At 69.4% G+C, this 20,509-nt stretch carries 19 protein-coding genes; 8 read left to right on the top strand and 11 right to left on the bottom strand.

Going from position 1 to position 20,509, the window contains the following annotated elements:
- Positions 1–749 precede the first annotated feature (749 nt).
- The gene (locus Dvina_RS16720; RefSeq protein WP_223103395.1) at positions 750–1,274 is read right to left on the bottom strand and encodes an Imm26 family immunity protein; all 525 of its coding nucleotides are present in this window, start codon (positions 1,272–1,274) and stop codon (positions 750–752) included.
- 329 nt (positions 1,275–1,603) lie between these two features.
- Here Dvina_RS16720 and Dvina_RS16715 point away from each other — a divergent pair, with 329 nt between their 5' ends.
- Together Dvina_RS16715 and Dvina_RS16710 are read left to right on the top strand one after the other, a co-directional pair.
- Positions 1,604–2,335 (top strand): hypothetical protein, encoded by a 732-nt coding sequence (locus tag Dvina_RS16715; RefSeq protein WP_223103394.1) that lies wholly within the window; start codon positions 1,604–1,606, stop codon positions 2,333–2,335.
- A 235-nt stretch (positions 2,336–2,570) separates the two neighbouring features.
- Complete coding sequence (locus tag Dvina_RS16710) at positions 2,571–3,278, top strand: NPCBM/NEW2 domain-containing protein (RefSeq protein ID WP_223103393.1); 708 nt, start codon at positions 2,571–2,573, stop codon at positions 3,276–3,278.
- A gap of 80 nt (positions 3,279–3,358) precedes the next feature.
- On the opposite strand, the gene Dvina_RS16705 is transcribed toward Dvina_RS16710, so the two are convergent.
- Positions 3,359–3,715 (bottom strand): hypothetical protein, encoded by a 357-nt coding sequence (locus Dvina_RS16705; RefSeq protein ID WP_223103392.1) that lies wholly within the window; start codon positions 3,713–3,715, stop codon positions 3,359–3,361.
- A 129-nt stretch (positions 3,716–3,844) separates the two neighbouring features.
- Positions 3,845–4,432 carry a DUF4240 domain-containing protein gene (locus Dvina_RS16700; RefSeq protein WP_223103391.1) on the bottom strand — a complete coding sequence of 196 codons (588 nt, stop codon included), beginning with the start codon at positions 4,430–4,432 and terminating at the stop codon, positions 3,845–3,847.
- A 630-nt stretch (positions 4,433–5,062) separates the two neighbouring features.
- On the opposite strand from Dvina_RS16700, the gene Dvina_RS16695 reads away from it, so the two are divergent.
- Together Dvina_RS16695 and Dvina_RS16690 are read left to right on the top strand one after the other, a co-directional pair.
- Positions 5,063–5,701, top strand: coding sequence for a hypothetical protein (locus tag Dvina_RS16695; RefSeq protein WP_223103390.1), 639 nt, complete (start codon positions 5,063–5,065; stop codon positions 5,699–5,701).
- A gap of 377 nt (positions 5,702–6,078) precedes the next feature.
- On the top strand, positions 6,079–6,843 hold the full coding sequence (locus Dvina_RS16690; protein WP_223103389.1) for a hypothetical protein: 765 nt from the start codon (positions 6,079–6,081) through the stop codon (positions 6,841–6,843).
- 177 nt (positions 6,844–7,020) lie between these two features.
- Here Dvina_RS16690 and Dvina_RS16685 read toward each other — a convergent pair whose 3' ends face one another.
- Positions 7,021–7,308 (bottom strand): DUF6959 family protein, encoded by a 288-nt coding sequence (locus Dvina_RS16685; RefSeq protein WP_223103388.1) that lies wholly within the window; start codon positions 7,306–7,308, stop codon positions 7,021–7,023.
- Between the two features lie 181 nt (positions 7,309–7,489).
- Between Dvina_RS16685 and Dvina_RS16680 the strand changes: the two genes are divergently transcribed.
- Both Dvina_RS16680 and Dvina_RS16675 read left to right on the top strand, forming a co-directional pair.
- The gene (locus tag Dvina_RS16680) at positions 7,490–8,047 is read left to right on the top strand and encodes a DUF4304 domain-containing protein (RefSeq protein ID WP_223103387.1); all 558 of its coding nucleotides are present in this window, start codon (positions 7,490–7,492) and stop codon (positions 8,045–8,047) included.
- Between the two features lie 226 nt (positions 8,048–8,273).
- Positions 8,274–8,816, top strand: coding sequence for a hypothetical protein (locus Dvina_RS16675; protein ID WP_223103386.1), 543 nt, complete (start codon positions 8,274–8,276; stop codon positions 8,814–8,816).
- 734 nt (positions 8,817–9,550) lie between these two features.
- Here Dvina_RS16675 and Dvina_RS16670 read toward each other — a convergent pair.
- The 3 genes from Dvina_RS16670 to Dvina_RS16660 form a co-directional block, all read right to left on the bottom strand.
- Entirely contained in the window at positions 9,551–9,880 is a 330-nt protein-coding gene (locus tag Dvina_RS16670; RefSeq protein ID WP_223103385.1) for a hypothetical protein, read from the bottom strand.
- A gap of 64 nt (positions 9,881–9,944) precedes the next feature.
- Complete coding sequence (locus tag Dvina_RS16665) at positions 9,945–10,712, bottom strand: IclR family transcriptional regulator (RefSeq protein ID WP_223103384.1); 768 nt, start codon at positions 10,710–10,712, stop codon at positions 9,945–9,947.
- A gap of 1 nt (position 10,713) precedes the next feature.
- Complete coding sequence (locus Dvina_RS16660) at positions 10,714–11,625, bottom strand: ADP-ribosylglycohydrolase family protein (RefSeq protein WP_223103383.1); 912 nt, start codon at positions 11,623–11,625, stop codon at positions 10,714–10,716.
- A gap of 150 nt (positions 11,626–11,775) precedes the next feature.
- On the opposite strand from Dvina_RS16660, the gene Dvina_RS16655 reads away from it, so the two are divergent.
- Both Dvina_RS16655 and Dvina_RS16650 read left to right on the top strand, forming a co-directional pair.
- Positions 11,776–12,225 carry an ATP-binding protein gene (locus Dvina_RS16655; RefSeq protein ID WP_223103382.1) on the top strand — a complete coding sequence of 150 codons (450 nt, stop codon included), beginning with the start codon at positions 11,776–11,778 and terminating at the stop codon, positions 12,223–12,225.
- Positions 12,226–12,440: 215 nt separating this feature from the next.
- Positions 12,441–14,624 (top strand): GAF domain-containing SpoIIE family protein phosphatase, encoded by a 2,184-nt coding sequence (locus Dvina_RS16650; RefSeq protein WP_223103381.1) that lies wholly within the window; start codon positions 12,441–12,443, stop codon positions 14,622–14,624.
- An 87-nt stretch (positions 14,625–14,711) separates the two neighbouring features.
- Here the strand turns inward: Dvina_RS16650 and Dvina_RS16645 are convergent, their stop codons facing one another.
- From Dvina_RS16645 to Dvina_RS16630, 4 genes are all read right to left on the bottom strand, one after another.
- Entirely contained in the window at positions 14,712–14,996 is a 285-nt protein-coding gene (locus Dvina_RS16645; protein WP_223103380.1) for a DUF427 domain-containing protein, read from the bottom strand.
- A gap of 149 nt (positions 14,997–15,145) precedes the next feature.
- Positions 15,146–16,444, bottom strand: a complete 1,299-nt coding sequence (locus tag Dvina_RS16640; RefSeq protein WP_223103379.1) for a nucleotide disphospho-sugar-binding domain-containing protein — start codon at positions 16,442–16,444, stop codon at positions 15,146–15,148.
- Entirely contained in the window at positions 16,441–18,540 is a 2,100-nt protein-coding gene (locus Dvina_RS16635) for a glycosyltransferase (protein ID WP_223103378.1), read from the bottom strand. Before Dvina_RS16635 ends, Dvina_RS16640 begins: the two co-directional genes overlap by 4 nt.
- 245 nt (positions 18,541–18,785) lie before the next feature.
- Positions 18,786–20,333, bottom strand: coding sequence for a DHA2 family efflux MFS transporter permease subunit (locus Dvina_RS16630; RefSeq protein ID WP_223105563.1), 1,548 nt, complete (start codon positions 20,331–20,333; stop codon positions 18,786–18,788).
- Positions 20,334–20,509 lie beyond the last annotated feature (176 nt).

The raw sequence follows: 20,509 nt of genomic DNA, 5'->3' as shown, positions 1-20,509 counted from the left end.
CACGTCCGCCCGATCGGGTCACACCAGATCCGGTACCTCCTCACCTCGGACCTTCTCGACCTCGGCTTCGGCATCCCCGAAGTTGCCGAACGCCTCGGCCACGACCCAGCGGCCCTCCTGCGCTACTACACGCGCAGCTACGCCTAACGCCGCCGAACAAGCCGCCCACGACCTCGCTCAGCTCGCCCGGGGCCTCCGACGCCCCCTGGGGTCGTGGGTTCGAATCCCGCTGTCCCGACGAAGGAAAGGGCAGCTCAGGCCTTCTTGTTGACATTGGCCGACGCGGTGATCGCCGTACGACACGAGTATGATCCGCACGGGCGTACGGATACCTATCCGCCACAGCTTCGACCTGCGGCTTCAGGGTCACGCCCAGCGCGCCAACGAATGCGGAAACTCGGAGCCGGGCACGATGCCGACCTGCGCCTTCGCGGTTTCGGCGACCAGCATGCCGCTCAGCAAACACTTTACTTAGCGCGCCCTAAAGATCTGCAAAACTAGTCCACTGTGGACGATCACAACACATCGGCGATACGTGCGCCCGTACTGTGATCAACAGGATCCGGCCAGATCGCACCAGGGACGCATCCACACGAGCTCGACGACCACTCCCGAGAGCATCGGCGCCCGCGCGGGGTCGAACCAGGGTGCCCGATCATGGTTACCGGATTTGCCGATGTGCGCGCACCTGGTCGTCAAGACCGATCGATCGTCAGGACGCCCGCGACCTTCGTCGCGGTCCGGGCACTTCAGATATCCGCGACCGGCTGTTCCCCTCGGAGCGCTTTGTGGACGTAGTCCGACAACACCAGGTAGCTGGCTAGTCCCCACTCTCCGCAGGGGTCCGTGCGTGCCGGCAGTTGCTTGCCCTTCTCGTCGACATACCCGCGTCGCAAGTAGTCAACAAAGCAGTGCTGTTCGAGTAGGTCCTCGGCTGTCAGGTCGGTGTGCGCGACCGTCTGCATGTAGCCGCGGCTCCAGCCGAGCCGGTTGATGAACATTGGCGGGATCAGGAGCCGGTCGGGTGTCAGTTCTGCGATCGGTACCGGCTCTGCCGCTTCACGGAGTATGTCGTATACGTAGATCATGTTGCAGCCGGGAAGGGGGGCGCGATCCTCCGGCAGATCGACGGCAACGACTCGCCCGTACAGGTGTTGGCCGGTTGCCGCCCGCATCACGAAGATGTCGCCAGGTCGCAGCTTTTTCCGGGATGGCTGGACGGGTCGTAGTTCGAGCCCGTGGTCCGACCCTACTTGCCTTGCCTGGTCAGCCATTGCCCAACCCACTTCCACTGCCTACCTGCACGTATCAAGGATGGTCGCTGGACGCGGGTCACATGACGGCTGCTGGATTGCCGACAGGTCGCGCGCTCCTGTCACGATGACGTCAGCCATCGCCACCTCCATGGAGCGTCGCCGAGAATGCCTCCCGCCTCAGCGACGGTAAACCAACGTCCTGCTTTGCGCCGGCGGAGGCCCGAACTCCACCGGACACCATCCCGACAGCGCGCGCTCATGCCGCTGAGACAGCGCGTTGGCGGCGCCTGCAGTGACCAACCTCCTGTTGTCGCTGTATAGGCCGCCGATCCGCGTAGGGTGTGATCATGGCAGGTCGGCCCAGGCCGCGGGCGCGGGTATTCGCCCAGTTGCTGGTGGCGTGGGGGTTGCCCGAGCCGGACCAGATGCTGGGCAATCAGCTGACGGCCAGTGCGCTGTACTACAGCGACGGGTTGCGGCGCGAGGTATCGATCATGCATCCGCCCGGCCAGCTGCAGTGGGGGGTCCAGGTTCGCGACGATGCACTGAACCTGATGGCCGGCCGTGGTTTCTGCGCAGAGTTCCAAGGCGACGACGAGTGGACCGTTGTCGACGGGCAGCGGCGCTACGTCGCCGGCCGCCGCATCTACCCGTGGCCCAACGGCCGTGAACCGCTCGACCCGCAGCTCGTCGAGGACGGTCGCCGCTACGTACCCGCCATGTTGTGGATGCTGCACGACCGCGCCGAGCTCGGCCGGCTATTGCTGGCCGGCCACGGCAGCCACGAGGGAATCTGGGAGCGGGACGGGTTGCTCGCGTCTCCCCAGGGCGCTGCAGAAGCCCGGATCGTCCAGGCGGTGATCCTTGCCCGGACGACCGGCGATACGGCACTGGAGTCCGAGGCACTGGCGAAGCTGCGAACGTCCGCGTCGATCACCAGTGGGCAGTCCGACTGGACGTTCGCCGAATGGGTCGGCCACTTCGCAGCCGAAGACCAGCAATGGTGCACCGTCGACATCACTGACCTGACGGGCCTGCAACGCCAGCGCCGTCGCAGGCCAACGCCGAAGGCCCTGTGAGCGGAACGATCCAGGTTTACCGGATCTGCCGCCGTTGGTGCGCTGTGGCCGACCCGAACTCGTCACCCTTAGTTACGGGGCTCGGCTTGATCGAGCATCCTGTCAAGCCCGACGTGCGTCGGGCAACGGTTGGGATGGCTCTCTACGAGCTCCGCCGATCGGGTGAATGGGATGTACGCGTTGCCGCCTGCGTCATAGGGTCACCAGCGCCCGCCATCTTGGAAGGTGCGTGTTCGTGCGGCTGTGGAACTGGTTCAAGGAACACCCTGGGCTCGCGGCAATCGGAGTTGCAGTCAGCATTCTCGGGCTTCTCGTGAGCATCCTCGCGCTGGTACGGGATGCTACTGACTTCAAGATCACGGCTGGTCCTGCGGAACCCCCAACGGTGTCAACTAGCCCCGCCGGCTCACCGCACCCGACGTTCGGCATCGGCTCCCCGACGTCGGTGGCGCCAAGTCGTTTCGAGAGTCAGAATTCGCCCAGCGCGGCGCCGTCTCAAAGTTCGGTGAAGTCCGAGCCACCACTTGAGCAATCGCCAGCGCCTTCGCCCGTTTACCTTATCGCCAGAACGTCAACCGCTGAGAACACAGCTGGTGCGGGATCGTTCTCAATGTCGGGTAAGTTGTACGAGCAGAGCGTGAAGAAGTGGTGCGGAACTGCCCAGTATGCTAGCAAGCAAACGTGGACATCAGGCGGCTTCACCCGATTCGCTGCCACGGTCGGCATCGCAGACGACGAGAGTGGCGCGACCGGATACTCGGTGTCAGTGACGTTCGAAAATCAGGACGGTCAGGCACTCAATGCTTCTTTTGTTGTGTCACTCGGCCATCCCAAGAGCGTCGACTTCCCATTGAATGGCGCGGTTCGCCTAGTGGTAAGATGCGTAATCCGCAGCGGCGGCACGTCTACACACGTAACGCTCGGCGATGCGCGCTTATTGTAGTAGCGGAGAAAGCGGCCGCCGAGCTGCCGCCGTTTCCGCATCTGCCGCCATCCGGTGTGCTGCGGTCCTACGGCGAACCGTCACTCGGCGGCGGTGCCTGCTGTCGCGTCCGGTGTCGACGCGGTGAGCCACCGATGATCGTAGGCGAGGTGATCCCAGTTGCCGACGAGCCAACGCCGCTGAACCGCGTTGGCAGTGTTCCACAGAGACCGCAGTCCATCAGCCAGACGGGCACGCCGATCCGGCGCCAGCAGGCCCGGAAGGTTGTGGCAGATGTCGGCGATCGCGTTGACGCGCTTACGGCGCCGGATGACAGCTTCGGGCGACTGATCCTCGTGTCGATCCTCGGTCAGGAATCTGATCTCGACGAACGCGAGGCGGAGCAGGTCCGCTGTCGCGCTCTCCATCTCGGCCACGGCCGGCTCATCTGCTTGCATCAGCACCTCCAGTCAAAGGTGATAGGGCGTTGCGTTCCGAACGCTCGGGGCGCCAGCGTTGCTTGATCACGTGCGCGCTCATGCCGCTGGTCGAGCGGTCGGCGAGGGGTCGCCGTCGTGCTCGCGCGCTCAAGGCCGCAGGTAGCGTTCGCGTGGGAACAGCCGGTTGAGCCGTGGTAGACGCTGTTCGATCTCGGCCGGGCTGTCGGTGTTCCAAATGTTGCCGATCATCTGCGGCGCCGAGGGGCAGGGGTGACCCCGTTCGCTGAGGGCGTCGTAGATGCCTTCTTCCTGGCCGGTGCGCCGGTCGTAGGCGAGGGAGGCAACGGCGCTCAGGTCTTCCCAGTGCGGCCACTCGGCATCGGGCCACTGCTGTGGACGGCGACCAGCGAGGTTCTGTACCGCGGGGAGGTCAACGAGATTGTCGGGATTCTGAGCGGCGTGCTGCCACCAGCGTCGTCCCTGACCGATGAGCCATGGCTGGAAGTACCAGAACGAGTCGCCACTGCAGAGACCGTCCATGATGAGATTGGCGCCTCCCAGCATGTTCCAGGTATCGATCGGTCCTCGAGCGGTGTCAAGGTAGATCTGAAAGTCCATGATGTGACCCAGGGCAACTTTGCTGAGCCGATACTCAAGCCACTCGGCCCGGCGCTGCGGGTGTGTGCTCTCCTCGGCTGAATGCTCCAGCAACCGCCAGAAGTCCTCCACATCCACGGCGATGACCGTACCCGACGACGCGCCGCACCTTGATCGTCGACATCCGCTCATGCCGCCGTTGGTGCGCGCCTGGCAGTTCGAGGCCGTCACCGAAGGTGACCGTCCTCGGCGTGGTCGCGGCTACCTGTTCTGCCGATGCTCGTGCTCCCCAAGGTCGATGCGTCGTGCTGCCCGGACCGGTAGGCGCGGTCGGGTTGGGCGTTAGTGTCACTCCCACCGCTGGCACTTCATCTGGCGTGCGCGGCGGCTGGTGTTCTTCGTAAGGATGGTGAACCGTGAGGGACGAGCCTCTGGCCCGCTTGCCGATTCACAACAATAGCGCCGAACCGCTTGAGGTGGTGCTCGAATGGTACGGGTGGGACTATTGGCTCAACCCTGGCGAATCGGTTGTCATCCATACGATTGGCCGGGCCGGCGGCGAGTCGTCCTGGCCAGGTACTACGAGGCCAGGCGAGCCGTTCGACGTGAACTACCACGCTGGGCTGATACAGGTGTACTTCAACGGGTCCGAAGGGTGGGTGACCGACCTCGAGGGCCGCGAGCTCGAGTGCGGCCACCAACGGCCGGAACCCGCCCCTGAAGCATCGTCACCCGGTCAACAACCGGCCGTCCACCGTCTCACCGGCCGTGGCGGCGACCAGCACTCCTAACACCCACACCAAGACCGATACCGGCACTGCCAACATGTGCGCCGCCACGGCATCGCATCGCATCCGGACATGCCGCCGTTGGTGTGCGGCGGCCGCCCAGCGCTTGTCACAGACGGTGAGTGGGCTGACGGCGCCGAGCTTCCGACCGTGCCGAATCGAGGATGTCCACTGCCGGATGTTCGGGCAATATGACGCCATGCCGTCGGAACCCAGTGCATACGCTCCCAACGCGTTGCTAAGTCGTCTCGTCGGCTTCCGTCTCTACTCGGTCCAGTTCGTCTTGGACTACGTGCAACTGCGCTTCGATGGACCGACAGAAGACATGCCGGTCCTCAACTGCGATGTGTTACCCGTCGTACAAACGCCGTCCGGTCGGATCGGCCCGCGGCAGGTGGGCTACGCCGATGCGTTATGCAGGTTCATACCGAGCCGTGTTGTCGCGACGATAGAAGAGAGGGGCCGGGGCCTTCGGATCGAGTTCGACCAAGGCGCAATCTGCCTACATCCCGAGGCTGACGACGTGCCCGGACCAGAAATCGCGCTCCTGAGCGGCTTCAAGGACGGGCATTGGATGTGCTGGCGTCCCGGCGGGCAGTCCTTCGAAGGTCTCATATAATCGCGTCTATGCCGCTTTAGGCCCGGCCACACAACCTACATCTAGCGACGCCGTCTCGCCCCTGCCCGACCGCATCATCGCCGCGCACGCTCATGCCGCTATTCGTGCGCGGCAGCCGGCCGAGCCCACTATCGCCTGCCGGTGAGGCCAGCGGCGCCGAGACCTCGTGTTCTGCCGACTTCACTTGTCGTCGCCCTGGGGGTCGGCCGGGAGGCGAACGGCACCTCAATGGTGGACGGGGCCAAACCCCTGCCGCCCACGTCGCCAGCCGTGAGCGCGTTCAAGCGCCACGTGGCCCGGCGGCCGAAATCATGGGGCGCCCCAGTTGGACAGGGAGTAAAGTTCGCCCACGTCCAGCAAGGGCAAGGGGGTTCGCCGTGGCCTACCACATGGTCTGTGACCCGTGCCGCATGGCGCTCGGGATTGAGGTCGACCGGGCTCTGATCAACCGGGCATGGCGGAAAGCTTCGAAGTCTGGCGTGCGGGTCACCGAGCGGGATGAAACGGGCAAGCCGTTCCTCGTTGGAGAGCGCGTGGGTGACGTGTTGGTGTCCACGATGGCGGGTTGCGGTTGCGTTTGCTCGGAAAATGATCACGATCCGATGCAATGTACCGGCATCGCCCAGTTCAAGACCGCCGGCCGCCCGGGCTCAAGTTTCGTCGATGGCTTGGCCAAGCAACTGGGCACCGAGCCGATCCCGGAGCTAATCCTTGCCCTGCACGAGGCTTGCGAACTCCGGGTAACCGATCTTGTCGGCTGGTGGTACGCGAAGACCGATGGCGAGCGCGCTGATCTAGAAGCCTCTCTCGATCGGATGCGGTATGACGACAAGATCAAGCTACTCAGGGACATCCTCCAGGCAGAGCGTCCCGATCTTATGGCTGCCGAGCCGTATAAGAGCCTCAAGCCGAGGCTTCTGAGTCTGGTCTCCTTCCGAAATAAGGTCGCACACTCAATTCCGATCGAAGGCGACTTCTTCCGCCGCGTGAAGCGCGAAGGGGGCAAGAATGTGATTATCGAGATAACGCCGGAGGAACTGGCGGGCCATCTAGATGCGGCGAACGAGCTTCACTCTCAGCTTCACTTCGTGCGGGTCTACATCGGCGGTCCGCAGCCGGGATCTGCTGGCGGCGGGACGTGAGACGAGCCGTTAACGATGCTCCCGCAGTTCAGGGCCGTACTGCAGGTACCTGCTACGGCAAGGTCACGTGCGCACATCTGCCGCAAGTCGCTCGCCACGCGTAGTAACTTCAGTGGGTCCATTCGGGCGTGCCGACCGTACTGAGTGAGATGCGCTGCGTAGTGCTTTGAGCACACCTCAGCCGGCATCGTCATGGTGGTACGGCCGTCGAATGTCCCGCTCCGCGAGTGCCGATTCGTAGAAGCGCACCATGCCAGCCATCTCCTCGACCGCGTAGCCGAGATCATCCGATGCTTCGCTGTCGCCTCCAGTATGGCGCAACCGGCTGGCGGCTTCGGCGATCTGCCGACACAGCCCGGCGAAGGTGTCGCCCTGTACGTGGATCCCTGGAAAGGCGCGGCCATCCAGCCAAGTCACCGCGATGTTCCCGCCGCGCGCAAGTACACGCGCCTGCTCGTCGGTCATCCGACGATCCTTACATAGGAGGCTTCCTGAACGACCGATCGGCATCCTCATCTGGCGCCGATGGTGCGCAAGAGGCTGGTGATGGCGTCGGTTTCCGGACCGGAGTGGTGGCTGCCCAAATGGTTCTCAACGCCTCGCGAACCTCTACGTCTCTGGCGCTTTCACCGCATACCGTGAACGCATGGTCTCGGAAGTGCGGCGGGCGCTCAACCAGGTGATGGCCGGGCAGGTCCGGCCGTTTCTGCGCGACCACGGGTTCGAGGACCGGAAGAAGGGCTGCTTTCTGCGCGTCGTCGATGGCGTCGGCGTGGACTCTCTGTGGTTTCAGAACTCTAGCTATCCGGGTTGCGCGCCGTATTACATCAACATCGACGCCGCCACGGACCGTTGGATTGCGTACCGGGGCGGCATCGAGCATGGTTTGGGGCAGTTGTCCGGACGCGTCCACCCGCCGCCAGAGTTCGCCTTCGCCCCAGGTGCTGACATGTGGATGTTGCGGACGGTGGAGTCCGCCGCCGAGCACGGCGCAGGGCTGTGCCGGACGCTCGACGAGACGGTGTTTCCCCAGCTGGACACGTATCTGCGATACAACATGGCCATCGAAGACGTCGCTGGTGACGGCACGCCCAGCCGGGAGCTGCCACCGCAATGGCGTGGCGTCGTCAACCGGATGATGTACCCGCAACACCTCGACGACTATTTCGCCTGGATTCGGGCCGGTCAGTCGCCCGAGCCCTGAGTTCCGCGCTGACAGAGCGGATTGCCGCTTCCGCTCGTGCCGCGGCCGCTATGCGCAGCCGCTGACCGCCCAGCAAACGACCGGCGACGACATCGGGCACCGTACAGGCTTCCGAGCGGGTCTGCGACGCATCGGGCGCGATCTGCGTCACCGACCAGGTCACTGAGCCTGCCGACCATCTGCTCGCACACCGACGAGAATGCTCATCAGATCTTGGCTTCAGCTCATGCCGCCGTTCGTGCGCAGCTGCCTGTTGCAGTTGGTCACGATCGGTGACGGACCGGCAGCGCTGCCGGCTTCCTGCCCTGCCGAAGAGCGTGCACGTGATCCTGGCGAAGAAAATGTGTGCCCGAGTCCTGCGTGGACTGTGAAGTGGGTACTCCTCAGGTCAACGATCGACTCCGAGGAGGGTGCCGAAGTGACAAGCGATGGCGAATGGCCGGCAAGTATTCCGTTCTCGTCGGGAGGATCGATCGCCGGCCGGATCGCGATGCTAGGAGGGACGCTCGCCCTGACGCGTGACGAGGTCACGTTCACGCCACTCGTCGGCCTTGGACGCGTTCGGCGGTTCGGCCTCGGCGACCTTCGAAGCGTTGAACCGGCCGGCGAACGACCGGCCCGGCTGCGGATCACTGCACGGGACGGTCGGACAATTGTGCTGATGGTGTCTTCACATCGCCGCACGCCGGTTTGGTCACGTGACAACTCGGCCAGAGACGAGGCGATCGCCGCCATCACCAAACGAGCGGCCGATCCACGCCTCCGCTGACCGCGGCGCACTCTTCTGCCGGTGACGATGCGCGACTCCCGAGGACAGACCGGCTCCTTCGCGTCCCGAACGTCCCTGGCCGGGGCACGCAAGCACTGTTGGCAACCCGTTCACCGGTTCAGCTCTCCGGCCGAGCTGGCTCGTCGGGCCCACGGATGGTTCCCGAACTCGCAAGCACAGGCGCCGGCCGTCCGTCGGTGGGACCCGCGCTCGCTGACACGTGGGTCCCGACGTCTAGCATGACGTGCTGGCCGGGGTGGGGCCGTTGACCGCTTCGGCAATGTGCTCCGGCGCCTGGCACGGTTGGCTCCTCGGGCCTGACCGCGGCTGGTCCGGGCCGTGCCCGGCCTGACCGCGCTGGTTCGCCGCCCTCCGCCAGGACAGCGACACAGCGGAGATCGACTCGCGAGCGGCCGCCGCCCCGCCAGCCCAGCCGGTCGCCGTCGTTGTCGCGGGCCGGCCTCTGGTCCAGGTGGCCGGCGAGCTCGCCGGACTGCGGCGGCGCAGCCGGGGCCCGGCTCGAGCGCGGGCGCGGCGGCCGATGGGAGATCTGGCCAGCCCGACGGCCCGCCGGGGGCGACAACGGGTATTCGGTACGGTCACCGACCACCGGTCCCCGGCGATCGGATGGGCGCTGGTGTATCTGCCGGCCGGAGGCCAGGTTGAAGCGGCTGCCGACCTGCTCTTCAGATGGCGGGGCACGTTCGGCGAACGCTCTGGTCGCCGCCGCACGCCTACCACCCGGTCGACCTGAAGATGCCGGCACGTTGTGTAGGTGCGCACGGCACGACCAGCAGCACCCAGTCGCGCTCGCTGGTCGCGGCGCGTACCTCGTTGGCCGTGAGCAGTACCGTAGGCCCGGCTCCCGCTGACGCCCTTGACTTCGCCTGGGCCGTCCTGCCGCCAGGGTGGGGACAGGACAGATTCCAGGCGAGCTTCTCCCGGCTGACGGCCTCGACACGCCAACCCTCGTCTTTGTACGCGTGGACGGCGGCGTCCATTGCGGCGTCCTCGACCGCCAAGTTCGGCAGCGGGTCACCGAAGCCGGCACTGCGATCGGTCACCGAGATCTCGGTGGACGGGCCAGGAACCGCAGGCTGCGTGGTGTTGTTTGCCGCTTGGGCGCGTTCAGTTCCGCGGCCGGTATCCGAGCCGTTCCGACAGTGCTGCCGCGCCCTCGCGGACCAGGCGGGTCCACTCGGCTTGGGCGGTTGGTGTCCACCGGATGATCGGTGCGGAGATGCTCATCCCGGCCACCGCCGCCCCCGTGTGGTCGCGGACGGGCGCGCCGACGCAGCGCACCGAGCTGTCCGACTCGCCGTCGTCGACGGCGACGCCCGCGGCGCGGACCCTGTTGAGTTCGGTCCGTAGCTGGTCCAGGGTGGTGATGCTGTCCGGTGTCATCCCGAACAGTTCACCGTCGGGCAGGCGCGCGTCGAGTTCGGCCGGGTCGAGGCAGGCGAGGAGGACCTTGCCGACGGCGGTGCAGTGCGCGGGGAGGCGCCGGCCGACTGCGGACACCATCCGGACCGGGTGGGTGCTGTCGACCTTCACCAGGTAGATGACGTCGGTGCCGTCGAGCACCGCGGCGTGCACGGCCTCGTCGCAGGCGGCGGCCAGGTCCTGGGCTACCTCCTGCGCTTCGCGGACGAGGTCGAGCTGCCCGGCGAACGCGGCGCCGAGCTGGAACACCGGCATCCCGAGGCGGAACTGGACCGGTTTGCCCGGCAGTGAGATCAGGTACGAGCGGGCCACGAGCGTTACGAGCAGTTCGTGGACGGTGGTGCGGGGCAGGCCGAGTCGTTCGGCGATTTCGCCGGCGGAGAGTTTGGGGCGGTCGAGGAACAGCTCGAGGATGTCGAGCGCGCGGATGACCGCCGGGACGACGCGGGGCATGTCAGCGGTTCTCCGCTCCGCCGGCGCCGATCCCGGATTCGGCGAGGGGTTCGCGCTGGGTGAGCCACGCTTCGGGGATGCCGGCGCGGCCGGTGTAGGCGGCGACGATCCCGCCGGCGATGGCGCCGGTGGTGTCGACGTCGCCGCCGGCTTCGACGCAGGCTCGGATCGCGGCCGGGTAGTCGTCGAGGTGGGTGGCGGCGACCCAGAGTGCGAAGGGGACGGTGTCCTGGGCGAGGACCTGGGTGCCGTTGCCGAGTTCGGATGCGGCCTCGCCGACGCTCGCGCGGAGCAGGTGTTGCGCGCGCCGGACGCCGGTGAGGACCTGGCTGTCGACGAGGAACCCGGCGACGGCGTCGAGGAGTTCGGCCGGGGTGGGGCGGTTGCGCACGAGCCGGGCCCAGCCGGCCTCCGCGGCGGCGACGGCGACGGCGACCGCGCCGAGGATGCCTTCGGCGTGGGCGTGGGTGATCTCGGCCGAGCGTAGGGCTTCGAGGGCGGCGGTCTTCGTGTCGCCGGCGTGGAACGCTCCGAGCGGTGCGACGCGCATCGCCGCGCCGTTGCCCATGGAGCCTTGGCCGCCGAAGGCGTCGCGGGCCACGTCGCGCCATGGTTCGCCGTTGCGGATGCGGCGCAGGATGACGACGGCGCCGCCGCCGTAGCCGCGGTACGGCTCGAAGTGCTCGGCGAAGCGGCGGGCCAGCCGGTCCTGGTCGATGTGGCCGTCGGCGTGGAGTTCGGCGACGAGCGAGAGGGCCATTTCGGTGTCGTCGGTCCAGGGCCAGGAGCCGGCGGGTGCGGTACCGTCGAGAAGATCTTGGAATGTGGTGCCGGGGACGAAGAACTGGGCGCCGAGCGCGTCGCCGACGCTGAGTCCGTCCAGGCTGTCGCGGCAGAGTTGTAAGTCGGTCATGGCTGTCTGCGACCGTAGCAAAAAAATGCCGCCTCGGACTTCAGCGATGATCGACCTAACAGATGTTGCGTCGAAAATTGCGTTGATTGACCGGACAGTGCATCGTCGAACCATCGAAATGGCTTTCGAGTCGCTGCCGGAGGTGTGGTTGTGGCCGCCCCCGTGGTTGCTGCTCCCGAAACGAGCGGGTCATCGGCAGCCTCTCGCGGCTGGCTGACGGCATACCTGGATCTGCCGGTCACGCTGCACGCACCGGCGCACGCCAGGCGGGCGGTCAGGGCCGTGCTCGACGGCTGGAGTCTCAACGACCAGAACTGGCTCAGAGAGGTACTGCTCATCGTCAGCGAACTGGCCACGAACGCCCTCCGGCACGGCAGCGGGGACATAGCGGTCGAACTGCACCTCCGCGACGATGTGCTGACGATCGGCGCATACGACGGCAGCCCGGAGGTGCCGCGTCCACGCACGCCGGATGACACCGGAGGGTGGGGGCTCGCCATCGTGGAGAGCCTGGCCCTGGCCTGGGGCGTCGACACACACGGCGACGGCAAGCGCGTCTGGGCGCAGATGCGACGCTGCCCGGACCGGTCGCTCACCTGAGTGCCGCCGACATTCCGCGCTCGTCGCCACGCCCGCACCGTCGCCCAGGCAAACATGGTGAGCCGTGCCGGTCGCCGCGGTGAAGCCGTCCTCAGCCGGACGATTCCGGGCCGGCGTCATGGCCGTTTGTGCTGTTCCCGCCGTTGCCGGGTCGTCGTTAGGCTATGAACCGTGATCGGGTACATCCGCCACTCGGCAAGGCGCCGCCTGGTCCTATGCGTGATGACGGCAGCGACGTGACGCAGGCCGGCGAGGCAGGCGCAGCGAACGTCCTCGGCGACACCGCGTCGGCCGCCGCGCTGGAGCTGCTGTCACAGGCCGTGACGCTGGCGACCGCAGTACGCGACGCGGCCGGGCAGGCGGTGGACATGCGCTTGGCGTACATGAACGCCGCCGCCCGCGCCGGCCAGCCCGACCGGGCCGGGGCGATCGGCCGGCTGTGCAGCGAGCTGTGGCCGCACATGCTGGCCAACGGCTCCTTCGCGGCATGCCTTCGGGTCCTGGACAGCGGTGTGGCGGAGTCGGGCCGGTTGCGCTGGACCGAACCGGAGACCTACCAGCCCGGCGTGTACACGTACCACGCCAGCCGGATCGGCCCGGATACGCTGCTGTGGGAGCTGCGCGAGGGCAGCGTCGACCTGGCCCGGGCCGAGGTGCTGACCGCAGTCACCGCGGCGCTCTCGTCGGTGGACACCACAGCGGGGGTCATCGATGCGCTGATGCTCCACGGCGTGGCCGGGGTCGGCGCGAGCAGCGGTGGCGCCGTCGTGCCGGATGCCAGCGGCAACCATTTCGTGGTGCTCTCGAGCCTCAACCGCCCCAGTGGTACACCGGACCGGTTCGCCTTCGACGTCGGCGCGCCGCTGCCCATGGCCTACACGGCCAGGACCGGCCGGCCCCTGTTCTTCGGTGACGCCACGGCCCGCGCGGCCGCATTTCCCGAGGCCGAGCAGTACCTCGCCGGCAGCGCCACGGCCACGGCGATACTGCCGCTCACGGTGCAGGACCGGCTCCTGGGCGCGGTCAGCTTCCACTTCCCCACCGTCCACGCATTCGACGCGGCCGAGCGGGCTTTCCTGTCCACGTTGACCGGCCAGTTCGCGCAGGCCCTCGAACGCACCCGGCACCGCGACGCGTCGGCCCGCGCCTATGCGCAGCTCGAGATGCTCGCCGGCCTCAGCGATCGGCTGGCCGAGGCGGCCGATACCCCGGCGGTCTTCAGCGCACTCCTCGCCGAGGTCGTGCCCCGGTTAGCCAACGGTGCGATGATCCATCTCGCGGGCGAACCCGGCATGCCTCCGCACCTGACCGCCAGCGCTCACGTCGACGACGGCCGCCTCGCCGCGCTGCACGCGCTGCTGGACCGCTATCCCCCGCTCGCGGACTCGCCCACCGGCATCGGGCGGGTGCTGCGCACCGGCGAGCCGGAGCTCGTCACCGACCCGGGGGCCGCGTTCGACGGGCTGGCGCGCAGTGCGCACCACCGCGCCGTGCTCAGTGGTCTGGCAACCACCTCGTGGCTCGTCGTCGCCATGGAACAGGCGGGCGAGCGCATCGGCGCGCTCACGCTCATCCGCGAGGGAGATGAGCCGTTCACCGACCGCGACGTCCCGTTCGCCGCCGAGCTCGGCCGCCGGGTCGCCGCCGCGGTGCAGCACGTCCAGACCTTCAACCGGCAGCGCAACGTCGCCCACCTCCTGCAGCAGGGACTGCTCCCGCGTGAGCTGCCCGCGGTCGCCGGGCTGCGGTTCGGCAGCTGCTACCACTCCGGCGAGCACGGCGCGGAGGCCGGTGGCGACTTCTACGACGTGTTCGCCGCGGCCGACGGGCGGGTGGCCGTCACGATCGGCGACATCTGCGGTACCGGACCGGTCGCCGCGTCCCGGACCGCACTGGTCCGGCACAGCACCCGCGCGTTCGGCAAACTGCTGCCGGACATCGGCCAGGTGATGGCCGCCGTGAACACCGCGCTGCTGGAGGACGCCCCGTACGGCAAGTTCTGCACGCAGGCGTACGCCGTCCTCGACGTCGACGCCCGGCCCGTCGTCATGTCCCTCGTCCTTGCCGGGCATCCGCTGCCCTTCGTGCGCCGCGCCGACGGCCGGGTCGAGGCCCTGGGCACCCCCGGGCTCGTCCTCGGCATCGTCGCCCGGCCGACCCATACCGTCACCCGTCATGAGCTCCACCCCGGTGACACGATCGTCCTGTACACCGACGGGGCCACGGAACGCCGCAACGGCCAGACGCTGCTCGGTGAAGCCCGGCTGCGTGAGCTCATCGCGGAGGCGCCGGTCGGCGACGTCCCCGGGCTCGTCCACTTCCTCGAGACCAAGATCACCGAGTACAGCGACCAGCCGCTGGCGGACGACCTCGCCATCCTCGCGGTCCAGATCACCTGACGCCCGGCCGGGCGGGTCGCCGGCCCGGTCACGGGAACGGGCGGCACCGGTGGACGTCAATCCACTGGTAGCCGCCCGCATCGACCCTTACCCGACGACTTGGACGTCCTTCCAGAAGGCGACGCGGTCGCGGACCATCGACGCCTCCGGCTTCGGGTCGGGGTAGTACCACACGGCGTCCGCACTGCGGGTGCCGTCGTGCTCGAGCGTGTAGTAGGACGCCTCGCCCTTCCACGGGCAGACGGTGTGGGTACCGGACTCCCGCACCACGTCGTCACGCAGGGCGGCCCGCGGGAAGTAGTGATTGCCCTCCACGACGACCGTGTCGTCGCTCTCGGCGATGACCGTCCCGTTCCAGATTGCTTTCGGCATGGTCCAACGCTAGCGCGGTCGCCGGCCTCGGCGGGCCGTGATCAGCCGGCCGGTCCGCGCGGGCGCCCAGCATGCCGGTACCGAGCACGCTGGAGCTCCTGGGTAACCGACGTGGCGAGCTTCGGCGGACGGCGTTGCCGCCACCGGGCTCACCGGCCGGCGAGGGCGCGGCGGGCCAGTTCGGCGCCGGGATGCGCGCGCAGGTCGATGCCGACCTTCCGGGCCGCGGCGACCGCCGGGCCTTCCAGGACCGTGGTGACCGCGGACCGCAGCTCGGCAACTGTCGCCGTGTTGGGCGCCAGGGCGGTGCCCAGCCCGGCGTCCTCGACCGCCGCCGCGCCGGCGAACTGATCGGTGGAGAACGGCAGGACGAGCAGTGGTACCCCGCGGTTGAGCGCCTCGGTGACGCTGTTGTTGCCGCCGTGGGTGACGGCGAGCGCGGCCCGGTCCAGGACGGCGACCTGCGGCAGGTGCTCGCGGACCAGCCAATGCCCGGGCAGGGCCGGCCAGTCGCGGGTGTCGGCGGAGCCCGTGGTCACCGCGACCCGCACGCGCAGCGGGCGCAGCGCCTCGACGACGCGGCCGAGCACGTCGGCGCGGGCCGACAGGAAGCTGCCGAAGCTGACGTACACGATCGGGCGCGGGTCGGGATCGTGCAGCCAGGCGGCCACGTCGGCGTCCGGGGTCTCGGTGCGCACGGCCGAGCCGAGGAACGTGTGCGGCGGCAGGAGCCGGGTGCGGGCCGGGTCGTGCAGGGGCTCGGGGTAGTTGAGCAGGAGCCGGGGGCCGGCTGCGGCGAACGCGTCGTCGACCGTCGCCGCGCCCGGGTCGAGGACCCGCAGGGCCCGGTTCCAGTCGTCGGTGAACTGTTCACGCACCTGCAGGCAGCGGCGGCGCAGCTGGTCGAGCGCGGCGGCGTCGGGGGCGAAGGCGGCCGGCCACGCCGTCGGGTAGCCGTAGAGTTCGCCGCCGACGACGAGGGCGGTGGGGTGCCCGAGTACGACGTCGGCGTGGTCGGCGCCGCTCGCGGCGAGGGCGAGCCTGGCGCCGAACGCGAGATGGTCGACGAGGATGTGGTCGGGCCGCAGCGTGTCCAGGATGCGCAGGACGGCGCGAGCGGTGTCCACCGGCTCCCAGAGCAGGTCGTTGCGGCGGGCGTCGGCCTGGAACTGCAGCGTCGCGGTCATGCCCGCGGTGGTGGCGGCGAAGAAGCCGCGCAGCGCGTCGTCCTCGCCCACCGGTTGCTGCTCGGCGCGTATGACGCCCGGGTTCGAGCCCCGGCCGAGCCGCAGGTCGGTGCGGGAGTAGCCGAACGACGCCACGATGTGCTCGGTGGCCGGGCCGGTCGCGACCACCACGTCGTCGCCGGCGTCGCGCCAGGCCGTCGCCAGGGTCGCCAGCGGCAGCAGGTGCGAGGCGTAGTCGGGGCTGATGACCAGCAGCCTCATGCGGCGACCCGGCCGCGGTTGGCGACGCTGCGGTACACCTCGACGAGCGACTCGGCCATGGACCGCACGGCGTAGCGGTCCCGGACCATCCGGTACGCCCGGTCCGCGCGCGCGTCGGCGTCCGCGGCCCCGGCGAGGTCGAGGGCCCGGTGCATGGCCCGGCCGAGCTCCGCCGGGCCGGTGCCGTCGGCGAGGACGCCGGTGACGCCGTCCTCGATGTAGGTGGCGGGGCCGCCTGAGCCCTGCGCCACGACCGGCAACCCGGCGGCGAGGGCCTCGAGGATGGCCAGGCCGAACTCCTCCTTGACGCTGCCGCTGACCGAGATGCCACCGGCGGCCACCAGCCCGGGCCGGCCGGTGCGGGCGGCGGCGAGCCAGGAGGCGACGACGGCGTTGGGGCGGTGTCCGGCCAGGACGAGCCCGTCGGCTGCGCCGCCGTCGCCCAGCACGGCACTGATCCGGTCCAGCTCGCGCCGCTCTTCCGCGGACGGTTCGGTGAGATCACCGCCGACGATGAGCAGGTTGCAGCGGGCCTGCAGGTCGGCGTCGCCGGCCCAGGCGGCCACGATGTCGGGCATGCCCTTGACGCGGTGCAGCCGCCCGACGCTGACGGCCAGCGGCAGCCCTCTGCGCCCGGCGGGCAGCGCGGCGATCAGCTCGTCCAACTCCCCCAGCGCCGCCGTGGCCGAGGCGCCGTCACCGGTACGGGCGGCGTCCGTCACGGACAGGTCGATGCCCTCCGGCACGACGGTGTACCGCGCGGAGTCCTCGACGTCCAGCGCCAGCAGCCGCCACAGGGTGGCGGGCAGCGCCGGGCGGGGCAGCAGGACGACCCGATCGGCGGCCTGGGCGAGACGCCGCACCAGGCGCGCCCGGAACCAGTAGTGCTCGCGCTCGTCGACGTCGCCGAAGGTGGCCCGCGACAGCGTGCCGTCGCGCTCCAGCGCGCTGATCAGCACGTGCGGGTCCGGCGCCAGGGTGAACACGACGGGAATGCCCAGGTCGTGCGCTACCTCGCCGGCCACGAGCGAGCCGACGTCGGCCATCCGCAGGTGCAGGACGTCCACCGGCGCGGCGGTGCGCAGCAGCCGCCGGATGCCCCGGCGCACCGACACCCGCGCCGCCCAGGCCGCGCCGGCGTCGCGCAGCTCGGGTGGCATCGGTACCGGCAGCAGGTGGTGGCCCTCGGACGGCGAGCCGGCCGCGGCGACCGCGTCACGCAGACTGCCGCGGGACATGGTGAGCACCCGCCCGACCTCCGGCAGTCGTTGCAGAGCGTCACCGAGGCGGACCAGGAGCGTGGCGATGCCGCCGTTGTCGCCCTTCCCGGTCCAGGTCAGGTCGCGGTCGAGGTCGGCGTGCAGGAACAGCTGCGCGACGGTGAGCCCGTCGCCCGGTGCCGGCGCCGACGGCGCGAGATCGGTCGCCGCCAGCCGCGCGGCGTCGGCGATCGGTCCATGGCCCGCCGACAGCCGGTCGACGACGTCCGCCGCCGCCAGGTCACCGGTGCGGTCACCGAGAGCGCCGACAGCCGCCAGCCGCACGCCGGGGGCCTCGTCGTCGGCGACGGCGATGTGCCGCAGCGCCCGGCCGGCGAGGGGTCCGGGCACCAGGCCGAGGGTCTCGACCAGCCGCGCCCGCACGCCGGTGTCCGTCGCGGCGGCGAGGGCACCCTCGACGGCCAGCGCCACGTGTTCCGGCGCCGCGCCGGCCCACGCCTCCAGCGTGCGCTGGGCGAGGACCGCGGAGAACCCCCCGGCGCTGACGACCGCGACCAGCCGGCCGATCGCGTCCAGCCGCGGCAGCCGCGAGCCCAGCACCCAGGCGGCGTGCTCGCGCACGTACCCGCGCGGATGCGACAGCAACTCGGACAGCACGGCGTCGGCCTCGTCGTCGAACCCACGGGCCAGCGCGTGTACGGCCGCGATGCCGGTCGGCTGGTCGCGGGCGTCCTCGATGGCCTCGACAAGCAGCCGCACGTCCTCGCGGCCGGCACCATCGGCAACGACGTCGGCCAGCTCACCGGCCAGGTTCAGCACGTCGACGATGGACGGCGCGGCACGCAGCCGGTCGAGCACGGTCCTCACGGTGTCCACGGGCAGTCCTCTCCCTCATCCATCCGAGGGTTCGGGCCCTGCGCCGTCCGTGGACGCAGGAAGTAGGCTTCGTCACTTCACCGTGCCGCCGGCGCCGAAGTGTGCACCGGGGCTACGCACGCGGCGCAGTCACGCCAGGTCCTTCACCGTGTCGATGAGGCACATCGTCCGCTACCGCTTCGCGACTCGAGCCGGACGCCGGCGTCGATCGAGTCGGGGACCGGTCGACGGGCACGGGTGCGGCATCAGCGTGACTGCTGCGGCGCCGGCGCGTCGGCCGGTTCGAGGCGCGCGGACGTCCGGGGCGGGCCGAGCGTTCGGGTGGCCAGGAGGCCGAGCAGCAGGAATCCGGCGGCCGTGTAGGCGGTAACACTTGCCGCGTGGGCGAGCGCGAGCCGCGCGGCGGTGGCGGCGGCCGCGGTGGCCGGGTCGGCGGCGAGTCCGCTGATCGCCCCGCCGGCGCTCGCCCCGACGGCGTCGGCGATGCGGTCGCCGCCGGGCGTGCCCGCGAGTCGTTCGGCCAGGCCGGCCTGCAGGCGGCTGAACAGCACGGTGCCGAGCACAGCGATGCCGAGGGCCGAGCCGATCTGGCGGCTGACGCTCTGCGTGCCCGACGCCTGGCCACCGGCGTCGACCGGCACATCAGCCAGCACGATGCCGGTCAGCTGGGCGGTGGCCAGGCCGACACCGACGCCGTAGACCAGCAGCGGAATGGCGGTGGCCCACCATGGCGTGTCGGCCCCGATGACGAGGCCGAGGCCGCCGACGCCGGCGATCTCGGCCACGATCCCGAGGCGGACGACGGCGACCGCACCGAGCCTGCCCGTCAACGGTTGCGCGATCCCGCTGGCCAGGAACGACCCGATCGCCAGCGGCAGCAGCGCCACGCCGGTGCGCAGGGCGCTGTACCCCAGCGTGTACTGCAGCCAGAGGGGCAGGGCGAACAGCAGGCCGAACTCCCCCAGGGACACCACCATCGCCGCGATGTTGCCGTTGCGGAAGGACTCGATGCGCAGCAGGTCGAGATCGAGCAGCACCGCGCGGCCCGTGCGCCGGCGGCGGCGCTCATAGATCACGAAGCCGCCGAGTACCAGGGCCGCGACCGCGAACGCCACCGGGATCGGCGACACTGCGGCATTCCAGGCGAACCCGCCGAGATCGAACGGCCGGGCGCTGGACCACCAGCCGTACGTGCGGCCTTCGATGAGCGCGAACACCAGTGCCGCGAAACCGACGGCGGACAGCAGCGAGCCCAGCACGTCGAGCCCGGGCCTGCGTACCTTCTCGCGCGACTCGTGCAGGACCACCGGCAGGACAGCGACGATCACCAGGGCCACCGGCACGTTGACGCCGAACGCCCACCGCCACGACGCGTCGGTCGCCAGCCAGCCGCCGATCAGCGGTCCGAGCGCGGCCGTGGCGCCGATGGTCGAGCCCCAGACGGCGAAGGCGATGCCCCGCTCCCGGCCGCGGAAGGTCGCGTTGATCAGTGACAGCGAGGTCGGCAGGATCATCGCGCCACCGATGCCCTGCCCGACGCGGCCGCCGATCAGGGCCGGGGTGCGTTGCGCCAGCGCGCAGGCGACGCTGGCCACGGCGAAGACCCCGACGCCGAGCAGGAAGATCCGGCGGCGGCCCAGGCGGTCGGCGAGGCTCCCGGAGGTCAGCAGGAGCGCGGCGAACACCAGCGAGTACACCTCGTTGACCCACTGCGTATCGGTGGAGGTCAGCCGCAGATCGCGCACCAGCACGGGCACGATGACGTTCACGATCGTGGCGTCCACGATGATCATCGAGACGCCGAGGCTGAGCAGTATCAGGGCTATCCAGCGCCGCAACGGTCTTCCTTCCCGATCCGCCGATCAGCCCGGCCGTCGTGGCGATCGACCCCGTGCCCAAAAGTACTTCGACGATGGAATATTTCGGCGATGGAAACAATAAGACGCACACCGGGCCGGCGCAACTGCCC

Origin of the sequence: Dactylosporangium vinaceum, from assembly GCF_019904175.1 — a bacterium.
Taxonomy (GTDB): domain Bacteria; phylum Actinomycetota; class Actinomycetes; order Mycobacteriales; family Micromonosporaceae; genus Dactylosporangium; species Dactylosporangium vinaceum.
Note: the sequence above shows the minus strand (reverse complement) of the source record. Positions and strands in the feature narration are given on the sequence as shown.